Origin of the sequence: Poritiphilus flavus, assembly GCF_009901585.1 — a bacterium.
In the GTDB taxonomy this organism is placed as follows: domain Bacteria; phylum Bacteroidota; class Bacteroidia; order Flavobacteriales; family Flavobacteriaceae; genus Poritiphilus; species Poritiphilus flavus.
In genome coordinates, this window is record NZ_WXYO01000003.1 from 1 (window position 1) to 17,402 (window position 17,402).

General features: G+C 44.2%; 16 protein-coding genes. 1 reads left to right on the forward strand and 15 read right to left on the reverse strand.

Going from position 1 to position 17,402, the window contains the following annotated elements; translation table 11 throughout:
* The 6 genes from GTQ38_RS06965 to GTQ38_RS06990 all read right to left on the reverse strand — a co-directional run.
* The coding region (locus GTQ38_RS06965) for a hypothetical protein (protein WP_161434787.1) at window positions 1-526 on the reverse strand (526 nt) is incomplete at its 3' end.
* 1,008 nt (window positions 527-1,534) lie between these two features.
* Window positions 1,535-3,145 (reverse strand): FtsX-like permease family protein, encoded by a 1,611-nt coding sequence (locus GTQ38_RS06970; RefSeq protein ID WP_317169059.1) that lies wholly within the window; start codon window positions 3,143-3,145, stop codon window positions 1,535-1,537.
* Window positions 3,146-3,172: 27 nt separating this feature from the next.
* On the reverse strand, window positions 3,173-4,261 hold the full coding sequence (locus tag GTQ38_RS06975; RefSeq protein WP_161434789.1) for an ABC transporter permease: 1,089 nt from the start codon (window positions 4,259-4,261) through the stop codon (window positions 3,173-3,175).
* Between the two features lie 49 nt (window positions 4,262-4,310).
* Complete coding sequence (locus GTQ38_RS06980; RefSeq protein WP_161434790.1) at window positions 4,311-4,649, reverse strand: PadR family transcriptional regulator; 339 nt, start codon at window positions 4,647-4,649, stop codon at window positions 4,311-4,313.
* 277 nt (window positions 4,650-4,926) lie between these two features.
* Window positions 4,927-5,706 carry a zinc ribbon domain-containing protein gene (locus GTQ38_RS06985; protein WP_161434791.1) on the reverse strand — a complete coding sequence of 260 codons (780 nt, stop codon included), beginning with the start codon at window positions 5,704-5,706 and terminating at the stop codon, window positions 4,927-4,929.
* Window positions 5,707-5,709: 3 nt separating this feature from the next.
* Window positions 5,710-6,804, reverse strand: a complete 1,095-nt coding sequence (locus GTQ38_RS06990; protein ID WP_161434792.1) for a Nif3-like dinuclear metal center hexameric protein — start codon at window positions 6,802-6,804, stop codon at window positions 5,710-5,712.
* A 49-nt stretch (window positions 6,805-6,853) separates the two neighbouring features.
* On the opposite strand from GTQ38_RS06990, the gene lpxK reads away from it, so the two are divergent.
* Window positions 6,854-7,846 carry a tetraacyldisaccharide 4'-kinase gene (lpxK, locus tag GTQ38_RS06995; protein ID WP_161434793.1) on the forward strand — a complete coding sequence of 331 codons (993 nt, stop codon included), beginning with the start codon at window positions 6,854-6,856 and terminating at the stop codon, window positions 7,844-7,846.
* Here the strand turns inward: lpxK and GTQ38_RS07000 are convergent.
* The 9 genes from GTQ38_RS07000 to GTQ38_RS07040 all read right to left on the reverse strand — a co-directional run bounded on the left by GTQ38_RS07000 (window position 7,841) and on the right by GTQ38_RS07040 (window position 17,358).
* Entirely contained in the window at window positions 7,841-10,060 is a 2,220-nt protein-coding gene (locus GTQ38_RS07000) for a tetratricopeptide repeat-containing hybrid sensor histidine kinase/response regulator (RefSeq protein ID WP_238857842.1), read from the reverse strand. The genes lpxK and GTQ38_RS07000 overlap by 6 nt on opposite strands.
* Window positions 10,057-11,067, reverse strand: a complete 1,011-nt coding sequence (gene gap, locus GTQ38_RS07005) for a type I glyceraldehyde-3-phosphate dehydrogenase (RefSeq protein ID WP_161434794.1) — start codon at window positions 11,065-11,067, stop codon at window positions 10,057-10,059. Before gap ends, GTQ38_RS07000 begins: the two co-directional genes overlap by 4 nt.
* Before the next feature lie 129 nt (window positions 11,068-11,196).
* Window positions 11,197-12,072 carry a lipoyl synthase gene (lipA, locus tag GTQ38_RS07010; protein ID WP_161434795.1) on the reverse strand — a complete coding sequence of 292 codons (876 nt, stop codon included), beginning with the start codon at window positions 12,070-12,072 and terminating at the stop codon, window positions 11,197-11,199.
* 603 nt (window positions 12,073-12,675) lie between these two features.
* A complete protein-coding gene (locus tag GTQ38_RS07015; protein WP_161434796.1) occupies window positions 12,676-13,245 on the reverse strand; it encodes an RNA polymerase sigma factor in 570 nt (189 codons plus the stop codon).
* Window positions 13,246-13,277: 32 nt separating this feature from the next.
* Window positions 13,278-13,487: a membrane or secreted protein gene (locus tag GTQ38_RS07020; protein ID WP_161434797.1), complete on the reverse strand. Its 210-nt coding sequence runs from the start codon at window positions 13,485-13,487 to the stop codon at window positions 13,278-13,280.
* A gap of 75 nt (window positions 13,488-13,562) precedes the next feature.
* Entirely contained in the window at window positions 13,563-14,321 is a 759-nt protein-coding gene (locus tag GTQ38_RS07025; protein WP_161434798.1) for an anti-sigma factor, read from the reverse strand.
* Window positions 14,318-14,884 carry an RNA polymerase sigma factor gene (locus GTQ38_RS07030; RefSeq protein WP_161434799.1) on the reverse strand — a complete coding sequence of 189 codons (567 nt, stop codon included), beginning with the start codon at window positions 14,882-14,884 and terminating at the stop codon, window positions 14,318-14,320. The genes GTQ38_RS07025 and GTQ38_RS07030 overlap by 4 nt, the downstream gene beginning before the upstream one ends.
* A 258-nt stretch (window positions 14,885-15,142) precedes the next feature.
* Window positions 15,143-16,168: a UDP-N-acetylmuramate dehydrogenase gene (gene murB, locus GTQ38_RS07035; protein ID WP_161434800.1), complete on the reverse strand. Its 1,026-nt coding sequence runs from the start codon at window positions 16,166-16,168 to the stop codon at window positions 15,143-15,145.
* Entirely contained in the window at window positions 16,165-17,358 is a 1,194-nt protein-coding gene (locus GTQ38_RS07040; RefSeq protein WP_161434801.1) for a pyridoxal phosphate-dependent aminotransferase, read from the reverse strand. Before GTQ38_RS07040 ends, murB begins: the two co-directional genes overlap by 4 nt.
* Window positions 17,359-17,402 lie beyond the last annotated feature (44 nt).

The window sequence follows — 17,402 nt, forward strand, 5'->3', positions numbered from 1 at the left end:
TTCTGGCCCGAATGTAATAGGTACCACTACCCTGATTTACGGTAAAGGAACTGCCATAACCCAAACTTGTACTGCTACCATTGGAATTCTTGCCCTGCCAGTACCAGCGGACCCCGGTGGGGGGTGTGCCGCTGCGGCTTATGGTGGCCTGACCACAGTTGTTGCTGCTTACCGTGGGGTTGCCTGGTGTGCGTACCTGGATAGCGACCGATACGCTTACGTAGTGGTAGGACCCATAAGAGTCCTGAACAGAGGCCGATACACTTCCATTACTGGTACCGTTAAACCGCACCGATGCCCCGGAATTGGAACTGGACAAAACCGTGCCATTGCTACTACAACTCCAGCTCACCGAAGCGATATTCGATCCGCTGATACTGTAGTAATTCGCTTCTCCGACGTTAACCGTGGAAGATCCATAGATGTAATACCCGCCAAAGGACTGGGCCATAAGGCACGGAGCGCTGATCAGGGTGAAAAGCAAGCAAATAAGAGCCCTGGACCAATAGGAATTTCTTTGTTTCATAAGTAAGCTTAGGTTTTTGGAAGAATGATTTGGGAGGGCGGCCCTGGCACTAGCTCGTTTAGGTTAGTGCACTAAGAATTCATTTATCGTATTATCGGTTTTTAGGTTAATTCTGGATTTGGCCTTTGTAATGGTACTGGTAATCATTGAGAACAGGATTATTGGTAGTTTTTGTAAGAAGAAGGATTGTCTCATTCTACTCTAAAAGGTCAAGCATCAATACGCTGCTCTGCCTATTCGCTTTATGTTAAATCGACCTCAATTTTAATCTTTTAGCCTGCAGTTTTTGTGCAGTGAGACATATTGAATAGAGATCTAGACGTAAAGCAAAAAGCACGGATTACTAATCAGCGCTATCAGGTTGGTTTTTACTAGAAAACTTATCATTTAAAACTCACCATTTAACACTTAATCGCTTCGCATTTGTATCAAGACAAAATGAACAATATGAAGAGATCATTCCGTCCTTCAAGAATCCCAGCGCTACCGCGAGATTGCATCTTGTCGTATTTTCAACCTACAAAAAACCAGAAGCCATGACATTGTCATTCTTTTCATTTTCTTTGCTTGTCCAAAGAAAACGAAACAAAAGAAAAGACACTTTTTCGCTATGTGATTCTTAAAATCTTTCATTTTAAGAACCGCACTCATTGGCTAAATTGTTTCCAGGGTTTCAACAATTTTAACGCCAATGACTGCTTCACTACGGAAAAAGGATAAGACATACTTAATATAAAGACAACCGAAGGTTTTTCAGAAATAACGGTGCTGCAAGCGGAAGTGCGTTCCGCCGTTTTGTTATGAAAAGTGATTTTTGTGGGTAGCCCCGCGCTACCGCGAGATTGCATCTCGTGGTATTTCCAAACTAATAAGAAGAAAAACCACCAGTCACAGACTGACGGTAGCGGATGTTGGGTTAAATTTTGAAAGAAAACTTAGCACTTAAAACTTACAACTTAGCACTTAATCGCTTCGCATTTGTTTCAAGACGAAAGAACAATATTAAAGCTATTCCGTCCTTAAAGAATCCGCGGGATTTGATCTGGCGGCACTAAGAGTTTTATGGCCTACGGTGAATAAAGCAATGCTTAGTATCACTAAAACCGGAATTAAAAAATGGTCAAAGCCCAGGTAAGTCCGAAAGGCAAAATTTTCCAGCCAAAGGTTACCCCAAACGATAATTACAGGGATAGTTAACAAGATAGCGATCAACAAAAGGTAGAGATATTCCCTGGATAGAAGCATAGTAATTTTTGTTGTACTTGCTCCATGCACTTTTCGTATTCCAATTTCTTTGGTTCGTAAAACAGCGGAGTAAGAGACCAAGGCGAAAAGACCGATGCAGGCTAAGAATATAGCGAGAATAGAAAAGCCCATGAAAAGCTTCCCAAACTGAACATCGGACCGGTATTGGGCATTGAAGTTGGTGTTCAGGAAAAAGTGATCAAAGGCATTTTCAGGGTAGATGGTATTGTAGACCGTTTTAATGTGATCCAGTGATTGGTTCAGATCCGTTATCCCTAAACGAAATGATATGAAATTATTGGCCCCTCCATCAAAGCGCAGTACCATAGGCATATATGGGCTTTTCAGGGATTGCCAGTTGAAATTTTTAACCACCCCTGCTATGGTTATGGGAGTTTTCCCAAAAGTGATTTTTTGCTGGATGGCATCCTGAGCAGATCCAAATCCAAAGGTTTTTACGGCTTCCTCGTTGAGTATTACAAACTCATCGTCTGTCATATCCGTGTTGAAAGAACTCCCGGCTATCAGTTGCAAGCCGAAGGTCTTAATAAAATTCATTCCGGTATTCACCAACCATAGCTGATGGCCTTCATCTTCGGCCTTTCCCCATATTCTGAGGTAGACGTTATTAATGTCCTGGACCTGTCCTGGTACCAGCCTGGAACCGGTAACACCCCTAATCGAGTGATGGTCCGTCACCTCTTCCTGGAACGTAAGAAACTTTGCCCTGCTATAGGCATTTGCCGCTCTGATCTGAACCATATCCGTACCGTCGGTTACTTTAGGACCGTTAATAAGCACTTTAGGCCCTCTGACAACCAGAATATTCTCGATACTCATCCCTAATTCCTTGGCTTTCATGAAGGTGATCTGCTTGTACACCAAATAGGTGCCGGATACCAGCATAATGGAGATCAGGAACTGAAATACGATCAAACCTTTGCGCAATTGCATGCTGCCGGCACGAACCATCTTGTTACTGCTCAACATAGAAATTGGGCGGTAGGAGGAAAGTACAAATGCAGGGTAGAGTCCGGATAATAAAGAGCCTACAATAATAAATAGAAAAAACCAACCCCAGAAGGTGGTTGTGGCCAAAATAGCGAATTGTAGTTCCTTACCTATGATATTGTTTAAAACCGGAAGTAACAAAAAAGCCAAGCCAATGGCCAGTATTGCTGAAATTAGATTTACCAATACTGATTCAATAATAAACTGTCCTACCAACTGTTTCTTGAAAGCTCCAATGGATTTCCGAATGCCTACTTCCTTTGCGCGGGTCATGGATCTGGCAGTGGAAAGATTGATGTAGTTTACCCAACCGATAAAAAGGATAAAGAATGCGATTATTATGAAGATCCGGATATCCAGTATATCTCCTTTGTCAACCGCATAGTCTGGCTAGCTGTAAGAAGCTGATTTTAGATGGATATCATCAATAGGTTGCAGACGCGTTTTTTCAATGACGTTTTCGGGGTCGTTCCATTTCGCTTTATTTTCCTTAATAAGCTGGTCCAGCTTGTTTTGTACAAGACTAATATCTGCCGATTCCTTTAGCAATAGGTAGGTGCCAAACCATTCCCGTGCCCATCCGCCATACCGCTTAACGGATCCTCCATTGCCATATTGCCATAGGTTATCAATGGGTCTTAGAAACTCAAACTGTATATGGCTGTTGATCGGCAGGTCCTTAAATACACCTGTCACAGTGCAACTGCCGTAAGAGGAGCCCCCTTTAATTTCCAGCGTCCTTCCCATAGGATCTTGCGTACCAAAATATTTTCTAGCCATTTTTTCCGAGATCAGGATGTTTTGTATCCCATTCAGAGCTGTGGCTGAGTCTCCCCGTGTTAACGGAAAATTGAACATCTTAAAAAAGGTGCTGTCTGCAAAAGCCAGTGTATGGCCTTCTTCATTAAAGTGTCTCTCGGTATCCGGATTTGTGACCACCGCACTGTATTCCGATGGATAGAATCTTGCGTATTGTTCAATTTCCGGGATTACTTCTTTGGCCCTCTCAGCCAATTTGTAGGTAGTATAAGGCCCAGTACCTGATGCTATGCCATTTCTTGATTCCTCTACAATTACTCTATGGATGCGCTGATAATCGGGATGAAAGCGATCGTAGTCCAGCTCGAAAAGAACATACTGGCAGATCACTAAAAATATTGCCATCCCCACCGAAAGTCCACCTATATTAATAATGGAATTCCACTTATGGCGAAACAGATTCCGCCAACCAACTTTAAGGTGACTTTTCTGCATGCCGAGATCAAGAGGGAACACCGACTTTGTAATGGCAAATGGCCGGATATAATTCAGAACCTGATACCAATAATCCAACTCGGCCCGTATAAGGCTTTTTTCGCGGACCACCTCCTGAAATCTTTCCCCCAGGTCTCCTTCAACCTCTTCCCTCAATTCAGCCCTGAGGAACCAGCGCAGCAGGCGATTGGCAGATTTTGGAGGAGTGATTTTGGTCTTAGACATCTTATATTCTATTTTGGGAGTTGTAAGGCATAAGAGAGGATATTAATGCTTAAATATTCAAAGAGAGTTTGGAAAATGCGGGATATTGATCCCAAAGACTTGTCCTAAGATCCCTGGAGGCGAGCAAGGCCCTTTCCCCGGAAGCGGAAATGCTGAAGATTCTTTTTCTACGGCCTCCGCGAACCGCCGTTGGCTCGCTCAATTCAGATTTCAAGAGCCCTTTTTTGCACAACCGGTCCAGGGTGGAATGGGTCGCACCAATTGAGACTGACTTCCCGGTTTGTGTTTCAAATTCCTCGGCTATTCTGAGGGTATATGCCTTGTCCTCGAGGATGCCCACCAACAACAATATGATCTCTTCAAATTCTCCTAAACGTGCATCTTTCATTTTTTGACATTCTTTAAAATTACTTTAGTCCGTTAGCAAAAACATATTATTTCTACATTGTAGAACAAATCTATAAAAAATATTTGTTCTACAAAATAGTATGTAATTAATTTTCAATTTTGGATTGAGAATGGGGGAGAGGTCATTTAAGGGTTTTTATCAGTAGTAAACTGAAGGTTTTTCAGAAATAACAGTGCTGCAAGCGGAAGTTCCATTCCCGGATAAAAGAAAAGCCACCTTACAGGGTGGCTTCTTCATATTATACGTTTTTAATCGCCTAAAGTTTGGCGAACATTTTTTGCATTTTTTCCTGTTCTTCCTCGGCAAGTACAGGGTCTACAAGAATTCGCCCGCTGTGTTCATCAGTGATGATCTTTTTTCGCGATGCGATCTCTACCTGCACCTGTGGCGGGATAGTAAAGAAAGAACCTCCTGAAGCACCTCGTTCAATAGGTACCACTGCCAGGCCGTTTTTTACGTTGTTTCGGATTCTCTTGTAAGCCTGGATCAGACGATCTTCAATTTGTTGCTCAAATTTTTCGGATTTCTCCAAAAGGGCTTTTTCCTCTTTTTCGGTCTCTGCGAGAATAGCGTCTAGCTCACCCTTTTTGTGCTTAAGGTGTGCCTCGCGTTCGGTGAGCCGTTCTTTGGTTTCAGCAATGACTTCCTTCTTCTGCTCAATCTGGGCCTTGAATTCTTTAATGTTCTTCTCTGCCAGTTGTATCTCCAGTTCCTGAAACTCCACTTCTTTGGCCAGGGAATTGAATTCTCTGCTGTTCCTTACGTTCTTTTGCTGCTCCGCGTATTTCTTGATCAGGGTTTTGGCCTCCTCAATGAGGTTCTTTTTGGCGCTGATCTCGTAGTTGACCGTTTCCACATCGGTCTTTAATTTATCCATTCTGGTTTTCAGACCAAGCACTTCGTCTTCCAGATCCTCTACTTCCAACGGAAGTTCTCCTCTAACACTTCGTATCTCATCTACTCGAGAATCTATTAGTTGCAGATCGTATAATGCCCTTAATTTTTCCTCGACCGTTGCTTCTGTCTTTGCTGCCATATATTAAAAATACTTGATAGGATTTGTTCTACTTTCGGATAAACAGACTGCAAAATTAGGAATTTTTTTTGTAAGATAGTCTACCAAAAGATTTTTTGTAAACTGCTCTGTTTCATAGTGTCCGATATCCGTGAGCAGCAGTTTTCCTTCGGCCTCGTAGAATTGGTGATATTTGATGTCTGCAGTGACAAAAACGTCTGCCCCTGCGGCCCTGGCAGCCTTAATAGCAAAGGCACCGCTTCCGCCCAGAACGGCTACCTTTTGAACTTCTTTACCCAAAAGTTGGGAATGCCTTACAACCTCAGCCTGCATACGATCTTTCAGGAGGTTTAAGAATCCTTCTTCGCTCATGGGCTTTTCCAGCATTCCTATCCTGCCCATTCCGCTGTGCTGGTTAGTATTCTCCAGGGCGTAAACCTCGTAGGCCACTTCTTCATAAGGATGGCTCTCGAACAAGGCCCTGAGCACTGCGGATTCCTTGTCCACGGTAAAGGTAACGTTGATCTGGGTTTCCGCCTCGTAGTGAATTTTGCCTACAGAACCCTTGGCGGGAGTGCTCCCACTGCCAGGGGTAAAACTGCCTGTTCCTTCAACCCTGAAGCTACAATCACTGTATTTTCCGAGGCTGCCCGCTCCGGCATCGAAAAGCGCTCTGCTGAGCTTTTCCGCATCTTCCGTGGGTACATAGGTGGTCAGTTTTTTTAGTATACCTTTCTGAGGGATGAGTGGTTGATGGTCTTGGATGCACAGTTCCTGGCAGATCCTGTGATTGACACCTTCAGCGACATTATCAAGTGCCGTGTGCATACTATATATGGCGATGTCGTTACGGATGGCCTTGAGGACAACCCGTTCCACATAGGTTTTTCCCGTAAGTCTTTTAAGGCCTTTAAAGATGATGGGATGAAAGCTGACAATAAGGTTACAGGACTTTTCTATCGCCTCTTCAACCACATTTTCCAGGGTATCCAGAGTCACCAGAACACCTGTGACCTCCGCGTTGGCATCGCCTACCAGCAATCCTACATTGTCAAACTCTTCGGCGTATTCCAGGGGGGCTAATTCTTCGAGAAGGTCGGTGACCTCTTTTACGATCATTTTGAAAGTTTTAAGCTGACCAAAGATAAATTATTATATTTTCGTTCAGATGCAGCTCCTCAGAAAAATAGCATTTCCCTTTTCCCTGGTTTATGCGTTGATCGTGCTAATCCGAAACTTTTTGTACGACATTAAAGTCTTTCCTTCCAGCACCTTTGATACCAGGACCATCTGTGTGGGCAACCTTAGCGTTGGAGGAACAGGCAAAACCCCAATGATCGAATTGTTGATCGACTTGCTTAGTCCGAAGTACAAAATCGCGGTCCTCAGCAGGGGTTACCGGAGAAAATCCAAAGGGTTTGTTCTGGCAAATCCGAACAGTACCGCAGAAGAAATTGGGGATGAGCCCCTTCAATTGGCCAGGAAATTCCAGGATGTAAACGTAGCTGTAGATGCGGACAGACGAAGCGGGATACGTAAGTTGGAAAGGCAAATTGGTCCGGATGTTATTCTCCTTGACGATGCCTTTCAGCATAGAAAGGTACAGCCGGATTCCTCTATTTTACTAACTGCTTATGATGAGCTATACACTCGTGATTGGTATTTACCAACCGGGAATTTGCGAGACAGCAAGAACCAGGCGAAGCGCGCAGACCTTATCATCGTTACTAAATGCCCTGAAAACCTCAGTGAACAGCAGCTAAAGAAGATAGCAGAGGAGATAGACCCGCAGCCGGAACAACAACTGCTGTTTTGCAGCCTGGCATATGCTGATTCGCTTAAAGGATATCAGGAAGGGGTAAGACTGGAAGAATTAAACGGCACAAAATTTTCCCTGGTTACTGGGATAGCAAGACCTGAGCCACTGGTTACGTTTCTTAGAAGCAAAGGACTGGATTTTGAGCATTTGGGCTACCCGGACCACCATTTTTTCACCGCTGCCGAAATACAAAATCTGGCAGATAAATCACATATAATTACCACGGAAAAGGACTATATGCGCCTGGAAGGGCAGTTAGATAATGCCTCATACCTTTCGGTCAGGCATCGATTCTTAAAGGATGGGGAGCAAAGCTTATTGAAGCGACTGACAGCACTATGAAGCTGACTTTTTAAGCTTGTGTTCCAGGATATTCTCACCGATCTTCTGGTAGAATACCTCTGGCTTAAATGGTTTGGTTACTACATCATTACAACCGGCCGCATAGAAGTTTTCAAGGCTGTCGTCCAGAGATATGGCGGTAAGGGCTATAATTGGGGTCTGCTTATCGAACTCCCTGATCTGAATGGTTGCTTCAACTCCACTGATCCCCGGCATATGAATATCCATCAGGACACCGTCGTAGTCGTTTTCACGAGCCAGGCGCACCGCCTCCGTACCGTTGCTGGCAATATCGCAACTGATATCCTTTTTGTTGAGCATTTTTTTAGTGATCACCTGGTTGATCTTGTTGTCTTCAACTACCAGCAGGTAGAGCCCCTTTAGGTCGTAATCCTTCTGGGTGATCTCGAAAGGAATATCGTCCACCACACTGTCTTTGCTCTTGAGGTTGAGTTCAAAGAAAAAAGAACTTCCTTTACCTGACTCACTTTGAAGCTGGATATTACTGCCAAACAATCCCAGAAGGCTCTTTACAATCGTAAGCCCAAGGCCTGTACCACCGTACTCCCTGTTGATCTGAATGGATCCTTGTTCAAAACTGTCAAAAATGTGCTCCTGTTGTTCTTTGGAGATCCCTATTCCCGTATCCCTTACCTCGAAATACAAGGTGACGTCCTCATCCTGCTTCTTCATCACTTTCGCAATTACAGTGACTTCCCCTTTCTTCGTGAACTTCAAAGCGTTTCCAACCAGGTTCATAAACACCTGGGACAACTTCAGGGGGTCTCCCATTAAATGCGCAGGTATGTCCTCATCGTAATCCAGAATGATTCGGGTATCATTTTCCTTGGCGCTCTGCTGCAGCGAATTGATCACATCTGTAAGGATCTTCTTAAGGCTGAATTCGATGCTTAATGGCTCTAGTTTATCAGCATCAATTTTATTGATCTGAAGGATATCATTGATAAAATTCAGCAGGTAGTCTCCGGAGAATTTTAATGACTTCAAGTGTTCCTTCTGATGCGCCCCGGGATTTTCCTCCAGCAATAAATGGGTGAGCCCTGTTACCGCGTACAAGGGTGTCCTCAATTCGTGGCTAACCGTAGAAAGGAAATTGGTTTTGGCTTCCATAGCCTGTACCGCCGCATCACGGGCCGTCTGCAGTTCCTTGTTCTTGGTTTGCAGAAGATCATTGGTCTTCAGCTTGATCTGGTTGTTTCGGTAGAGTGAAACTGCAAGCAATGAAATTATGGTCAAAAATGCTGAGGTGAGTATCGCGGTGATCTCAGATCGGTTTCTGGATTCATTCAATTCCTCTATACGCTCGTCTTGTCTGCCGATCTCTTCCCGCATCATGTCAAACTGAATACGATCAGCAGTTTTCGCTTCTGTCTTGATCTTATCTATGGTAAAAACGGAATCCTTGATCTTGAGCAGGTTTCGGCTGTGCACCAGAGAAAGATTGTATCGGCCAACTATCTCATATACCTGGTCCAGCAATTCATTAGCCTGGAAAACTTCCTTGGCAAAATCGTTTTCCTCTGCAACCTGCAACGCATTACGTCCGTTCTCTATACTGGCCTCATAGTCTTCCAGTTCCACGTTGAGGTTTGCCAGCCCCAGGTAGGCCTTGGTCCTCAGATAATCCTTTTCATAAACATCCGAATTGACCACCAGGGAGTTAAAATTAGTACTGGCGCTGTCGTATTTTTCTATGCTCATATAAATGTTTGCCTCGAGCAAAAGCATATGATTGAGCAGGTTTCTGTCATTGGTCAGTTGCTTCGCCTCATTCAGCATGTAAATTGCCTGAAAATTATTGCCGCTGTCGTATAGCAGAAGGGCTTCTATATACTTATGAACGGCTTGCCCGAAAGGGTATGCGAGGTCGTTTAGCATTACGGTTGCCCTATCCCAATAGAAGATAGTGGTCTCTCGCTTATCCAGTTCCATATAAAGCAAGGCAAACTTGTGATAGCTGTCTACCAGAGCTTTTTCATTTTCATTGGCTTCCGCTATTTCAGCGGCCTTATCCAGGGCTTCTAAAGCCTGGTCTATTTTATTTTGGTTCTTGAAAATGCGGCTTTGATCAAAATACGAGGCTATGCCGTTCTCCTGGAGATCAGTATCCTGAGATCGTACGATGTGAAGGCATGACCATAGAGCCAGTAGGATGCAGATGGTCTTTTTGCTATGTTTTAATACGGCTATCAAACGTATTTTTTGTTGATCAGTAATGTGATTAGGTCTATTATCCTGCTGCTATAGCCTGTTTCATTGTCATACCAGCCGATAATTTTGACCATTTTGCCGATTACCGAAGTCATCTGAGAATCAAACGTACAGGAGTAGCAACTATTGTTTATATCAATTGAAACTATAGGGTCTTTCGTATAAAAAAGTATGTTTTTTAGTTCATTTTCAGAAATTCGCTTAAAGGTATCATTAATTTCCTGAATGCTAGTCTCTTTTTTGATATTCAGGGTGATATCCGTAAGTGAACCGTTCGGAACCGGCACCCGGATCCCGCATCCACCGATTACATGGGCCAGATCAGGGAATATTTTGGTAAGCGCTTTGGCCGCTCCGGTAGTGGTGGGTACAATGGACTGTGAGGCCGCCCTGGCCCTGCGCAAGTCCCTGTGTGGCTGGTCATGAAGGCTCTGATCCGTGGTATAGGAATGGATTGTGGTGATATACGCCTGTTCAACTTCAAAATTATCATGCATTACTTTTAGCATGGGAGCCGCGTTATTGGTGGTACAGGAGGCATTGGAGACGATATGGTCGTCCAGGGCAAGGGACTCCTCATTGACTCCATATACGATCATTTTTATAGTATCGTCAGCCGGGGGAACAGAAAGTATCACCTTACTGGCTCCATTCTGCAGATGAAAAGCCAGTTCATCTCTGGTTTTGAATTTACCGCTGGATTCCACCACAACAGCGACCTGATGCTGGCTCCAGGGTATTTGTTCTGGATGATTATGGGCTGTTACCGCAACAAATCGACCATCAATTTCAATTCCGCCTTTAACCGCTTTAACCTCACCGGGATACACCCCGTGAATGCTGTCGTATTTTAGTAAATGAGCCAGGGTAATATGATCGGCAGGGTCATTGATCAGCGTAACCTGTATATCCGGGTTCTTTTGCAGCAGGCGGAACAGGGTTCGGCCAATTCTGCCAAATCCGTTTATGCCGATTGCCAGTTTTTCCATGGTATAGGATCAGTTTATTTGAAAAAGGTGACTTATGGGAACTTCCCAGAGGATTCCAGACTTTTTTAAGACCGCCAAAGTTGAATGGATATCCGTAAGATCCGGGATCCTCTCAGGCTAATGGTGCTATCAGTGAATGTGTTTGTGCGCCTTGTACGAAGATCTGACCAATGCCCCACTCTCAACATGCCGGAAGCCCATTTCCTTGCCGATCTCTCCGTATTTCTCGAATTGTTCGGGTAGGATGAAGGATTTAACCGGCAAATGCTTCTTGGAAGGCTGCAGGTACTGTCCGATAGTAAGCACATCCACCTCTGCCTCGCGAAGATCGGTCATGGTTTGGATTACCTCTTCCTCTTTTTCTCCAAGGCCGAGCATGATACCCGATTTTGTTCGATTAACTCCCTGTTGTTTGAGATATTTTAATACTCCCAGACTTCGGTCGTATTTGGCCTGGATTCGAACTTCCCGGGTCAATCTCCTGACGGTTTCCATGTTGTGAGATACCACTTCGGGAGCAACCTCTACGATCCTGTCCAGATGGGCGTGTATCCCCTGGAAGTCCGGTATAAGGGTTTCCAGAGTGGTTTCCGGGTTCATTCTGCGTATGGCCTTTACGGTTTCCGACCAGATAATAGATCCCATATCCTTGAGGTCGTCCCGGTCAACAGAAGTGATCACGGCATGTTTTATGCCCATGATCTTGATAGAGCGAGCCACCTTTTCCGGTTCTGCCCAGTCTACATCCTCTGGTCTTCCGGTACGAACACCACAAAAACCGCATGATCGGGTACAAATATTACCCAGTATCATGAAAGTAGCCGTTCCTTCGCCCCAGCATTCACCCATATTCGGGCAACTGCCGGAAGTGCAGATAGTGTGAAGGTCGTACTTCTCTACCAGACCCCTCAGTTGAGTATACTTACGCCCGGTAGGAAGTTTAACACGTAACCATTTTGGTTTTGCCTTGGGTGGCTGTACGTGATCTAAGGTCTCTACGCTCATAGTGAAATTTTCTACAAATATACGAACAAACCGGAAGAAGAAATAGTGGTTGGAGGGTTAGATGTTTAGAGGGTTAGACTGTTGGACGGTTAGATGGTTAGACGGATAGACGGATGGATGGTTAGACCGATAAACTGTTGGATGGTTGGATGGTTAGATGTTTAGACGGTTAGACTATTGGATTGTTGGATGGTTGGACGGTTAGATGATTGGACTGTTGGACTATTGGATAGTTAGACATTTGGATTATTAGACCATTAATACATTGGTACATTGTTCCATTGATACATTGGATGGATAGACTGTTAGATGTTTAGACGGATAGACTGTTGGATGGTTTGCTGGATGTTTAGACCGTTAGACTAATGGATAGTTAGACTTTTGGATCATTAGACCATTAATACATTGTTACATTGCTACATTGGTACATTGTTCCATTGGATGGTTGGATGTTTAGACTGTAAGACTATTGGATAGTTAGACTTTTAGATCATTAATACATTGAATACATTGCTCCATTGCTATATTATCACATTTTCAAATCTTCAAATTACCCTTTACTTACGTACCACTCAAAACCCAAAACCTACAACTTTCACAGCGTTATTTTGATCTGTTCTTGATGATCTCCGCCAATAATTTCTTGGCTCTTAATAGTTTAACCTTAATATTGTTAATGGGTTCGCCGAGCTCTTTGGCGATTTCTGCATAGCTCAGTTCGTGAAAGTACCTTAGATTGATGACCTTTTGGTAGTGTGGCTTTAGTTTTTTTATGTCGCGAAGTAAAGAGGCGAGATGCTGCTCGGTGATCAATCGGTCTTCGGCCGTAGGCGCATCGTCCAGGACTTTTTTGATGGCATCGCCACTACCGCTGTCCGTACTTTCCAAAACACTGCGTTTTCGCTTGCGTAAAAGGTCCACGTGCAAATTTTTTGATATGGTGATCAGCCATGTCTTAAACTCAAAAGAATCATCATAGGAGTTGATCTTGTCAAATGCCCTTGAAAAGGTCTGAATGCTGATGTCCTCGGCGTCATTTTCGTTCTTCGTACGCTTCAACTGAAATCCATAGACATCTCCCCAAAATGCATCCAACAGGTTACTAAAGGCAATTTGGTTGCCCTCTTTTGCCTTGGCAATAGTTTCTTTAAGTGTAATGCTGTTTTTTTCCAAGGTGTGGAGTATTGGAAGTAAAACCGTATGAATTAAGGAAGTTTAGGTGTGGTTTCCCTCCGGCATTCCTGCTCGCTGGGCATTTTACCGCAATACCCGCATGCTTCCCCGTCTTTGTTCAGATACGGATTTTGACTGGCGCAGGTACCCGCGAATTTCCCATCTCTTTTAGACCAGATCTTAATGGCAATACCCGCAAAGGCCAGGGCCAGTAATCCTATTGTCAACAATATCAACTTCATATGGCAGCTTTGGGCAAAGATACAAAAATAAAGCCCCAGAAAAGGGGCTTTAAGACGACTTTAGAGTTTTAGTTACTAATAGTTAATATTAGCGACAATATTTTGAACAGTGGGTGTTACATTGCCCCCCTTGGGTTCTATGGTAATATAACTCACAGCGTTTTCCGCGTAAGGTAGTGCCCGGAGCTTATCCTTGTCATCAACATTCTTGATTACCCCCAGATTAACCATTTCGCCATTGACCTCAGCCCACATCTGGTAACATTGGTCTTCAGGAAGGTTCGGTAGATTTCTCACGTTGATGTAAGACAGTTTCTTTACCGGATTGATATAAGCCACAGCCTTCAGTTCCTTGGCTTTCTTGTTGCCATTCACCACGTACTTTTTGGTCTGTGGATTGTTAAGGACAATAAACTGGTTCCTGACATCTTCCAGCTGCTCCTTCATGTCTTCCTCCAAATTTTTGATCTTGTTGTTTACAATGGTATTTTCCTCTTGTAAACTCTGATTCTGGTTGTAGAAGAAGTACGAAGAGCCAGCAAACACAAAAGCCGCGATACTCGCAGCAATGGCGTACCTTCTAAAACGCCTTCTGCCCGCATTCTGAGCCCTTATCTTGCTCAGGATCTTCTCTCTAAGACCTTCAGGGGTCTTTATAGCGTGCATTTTGGCGAATACCTCAAGGTTTTCCTGAAGTTCGTTGTAGGTTTTCCGAACCTCGGGATACATGGCAATGTATCGCTCTACCTGCAAAGACTCCTCTTCCGAGGTGGTGCCCAGGAGATATTTCTCCAGCAGGTCCGTATCCAGAAATATGCGTATTTTTTCTTTCATAGTATAAAATTTATTAGGGCAGCGAGCAGCATCGTACTTCCATAGATCTTCTTTAATTCTCTTAGTCCGATCTTCAAACGTGATTTGATGGTACCCAATGGGATATCCAGTTCATCACTGGCTTCCTGTTGTGTCATACCCTGAAAAAAGAGGGCATCAAGTACAATTTGATACTTATCCTCAATCTTTTCAAGATTTTCTTTGACATCTAAAAAATCAGGCTTAATGCTGTCAACGCCTAGATTATATACGTCTGAAACGTCAATTTGGATTTCCTTGTCCGTTTTGGTATTGACACTTCTTAGTTTGTCTATGGCGGTATTACGGGTGATCCTGAAGAGCCAGGTGAATAGTTTAGCCTTGGTCGCATCGTAAGAATCCGACTTTTTCCAGATCTTTACAAAGCTTTCCTGCAACACATCCTGGGCCAGATCCTCATCCCGGACCACTTTAAAGGCCACCCCGAACAGGGTATCACCGTAGTGCTCGTACAAAAGCGAAATGGCTTTTTCATTTCGCTCCTGGAGCAACTCAACGATATGATTTTCAAGAAGTGCGCTCATTGCATGGGTTAAAAACTAAATAATTGCCTGCCAGGGGCATCCAATATCTTTTTTGAACCGTATATAGGTAAACGCTAATTTATAAAATTGATTGTTTTAATAGCGTTATCTCAATTTTAATTAGATAAATGTACAACTGGTTATTGTACATTTAGTTTTTGGTTAGTTTGGTTTGGTATAACCCTCTGGAATCTTTCCGGGGGGTTATTTTTTGCAGTTTAATTGCCCTGGTCATAACTGGCTCCAAAGTACGGTATTTTATCTTATGGAACTGATAATATTGACTTCCGGGACTATCTCGATCCCAAATTTCCTTAAAACGGTTTCGCGGATCATATCTGCCAGGTCCAGGATCTCGTTTCCACTGGCACTGCCGTAGTTCACCAATACCAGGGCCTGGTTTTTATGCACTCCCGCGTCTCCGAATCTACTTCCTTTAAGACCACACTGCTCGATAAGCCAACCCGCCGGGACTTTAAATTCATCTTCTGCAACCTGGTAATGGGGCGCCCTGGGATGTTCCTGATTGAACTCCCGGAACTCTTCTGCACTGAGCACCGGGTTCTTAAAAAAGCTACCGCTGTTCCCGATGAGCTTGGGATCCGGTAGTTTACTCTGCCGAATCGAGATGACCGCTTCGGATACATCTTTTATGGTGGGCTTCTCTATCTGCTGTTTTTGCAATTCACTTTCAATGGCTCCGTAAGAGGTATTTAATTTGTGTTCGTTCTTTGTGAGGTTTAGACGGATGGAAGTTATAATGTAACGATCCTTACCGGCATTCTTGAAAAAAGAATCCCTGTAACCGAATTGGCAGTCTTCCCTGGAAAAGCTTTTTACCCTGCCCGTTTGGACTTCTACTGCTTCGCAACTGTCAAAAACGTCTTTTAGCTCTACTCCGTATGCGCCGATATTCTGGATCGGGGCTGTGCCGCAATTCCCGGGGATTAGGGAAAGATTCTCAATACCCCCGTAATCCTGGGCCAGGGTCCAGAGAACGAATTCATGCCAGTTTTCACCTGCCATGGCCTCAACAAGTACGGAATTGTGGGTTTCTTCAATGACCTTTTTCCCTTTAATGTTCAGATAAACGACTAATTGTTCCAGATCTTCCGTGATCAGCATATTGCTGCCTCCGCTCAGTACAAGTTTATTACTGGACCCTTCTGTTTTAAGCAATTCCTGCAATTCTTCCAGGCTGCGTATTTCCACAAAATGTGCCGCCCTGGCATCAATGCCGAAAGTATTGTAAGGTTTCAGGGATATATTTTGTTGGATGTTCACGCTCCGGGATAGGTTTTTAAGGCTTCTCCCAAAATGGCTACTGCCCTTTTTAAAACGGGTTTTTCGAGTACATATGCGATTCGGATCTGGTTTTTACCCAGTCCTTCTGTAGCGTAAAACCCCGCTGCCGGAGCTACCATTACGGTCTCCCCGTCTTTTTGGAAGTGCTCCAACAACCATTGGGCAAAGTGATCCGCGTCTTCAATGGGCAATTCGGCCATACAGTAAAAGGCACCCTGGGGTCTGGCCACTACCACCTGGTCAATTTTTTCCAGTTCTGCGATCAATAGGTCTCTTCGTGAAACGTATTCCGTAATGACGGCATCGAAGTAACTTTGGGGTGTATCCAAAGCGGCCTCACTGGCAATTTGAGCGAAAGTCGGGGGAGATAGCCGTGCCTGAGCGAATTTCAAAGCGGTTTGTACTATCTCAGGATTCCGGCTAACCAGGCAGCCAATCCTTGCTCCACACATACTGTAACGCTTGGATACGGAATCTACCACTATCGCGTGCTTTTCCAGTCCGGGTTCCTGTAAGATGGAATAGTGCTGCTTTCCATCATAGGCGAATTCCCTGTAAACCTCGTCTGCAACCAGGAAAAGATCGTGTTCTTTGGCCAGCGACGCCAGTTTTTGGATCTCTTCCACAGTGTAGAGGTAGCCTGTAGGGTTTCCCGGGTTACAAATAAGAATGGCCCTGGTTTTAGGCCCGATCAACTTCTCAAACTCCGAGACCGGAGGTAAGCCAAAATTCTGTTCTATGCTCGAGACCACGGGTATCACCTTCAGGCCGGATGCGGTGGCAAATCCGTTATAGTTGGCATAAAATGGCTCAGGGATGATTATTTCGTCTCCCGCGTCGGCAATTGAACCCATGGCGAAAGAAAGTGCTTCTGAACCCCCGGTAGTAACAATAATATCCGAGGCCGTAACAGATATATCCCTTTTTTTGTAGTAGGCCGCAAGTTTTGTGCGGTATTCGTCTGTTCCTTCGGTTCGACTGTATTCCAGCACCTCCAGCGTATTGTTTTTAACAGCCTGCAGTGCTATTTCCGGCGTTTTGATATCCGGCTGTCCAATGTTCAGATGGATGACCTTAATACCACTTTTCTTGGCCTTTTCAGCGTAGGGCACCAGCTTTCTTATGGGTGATTCAGGCATCTGTTGCCCCTTGCGGGAAATGGATGGCATAATTCCTAATTTTTAGCAAAAATGAGAAATCAAAACTGAGAAAA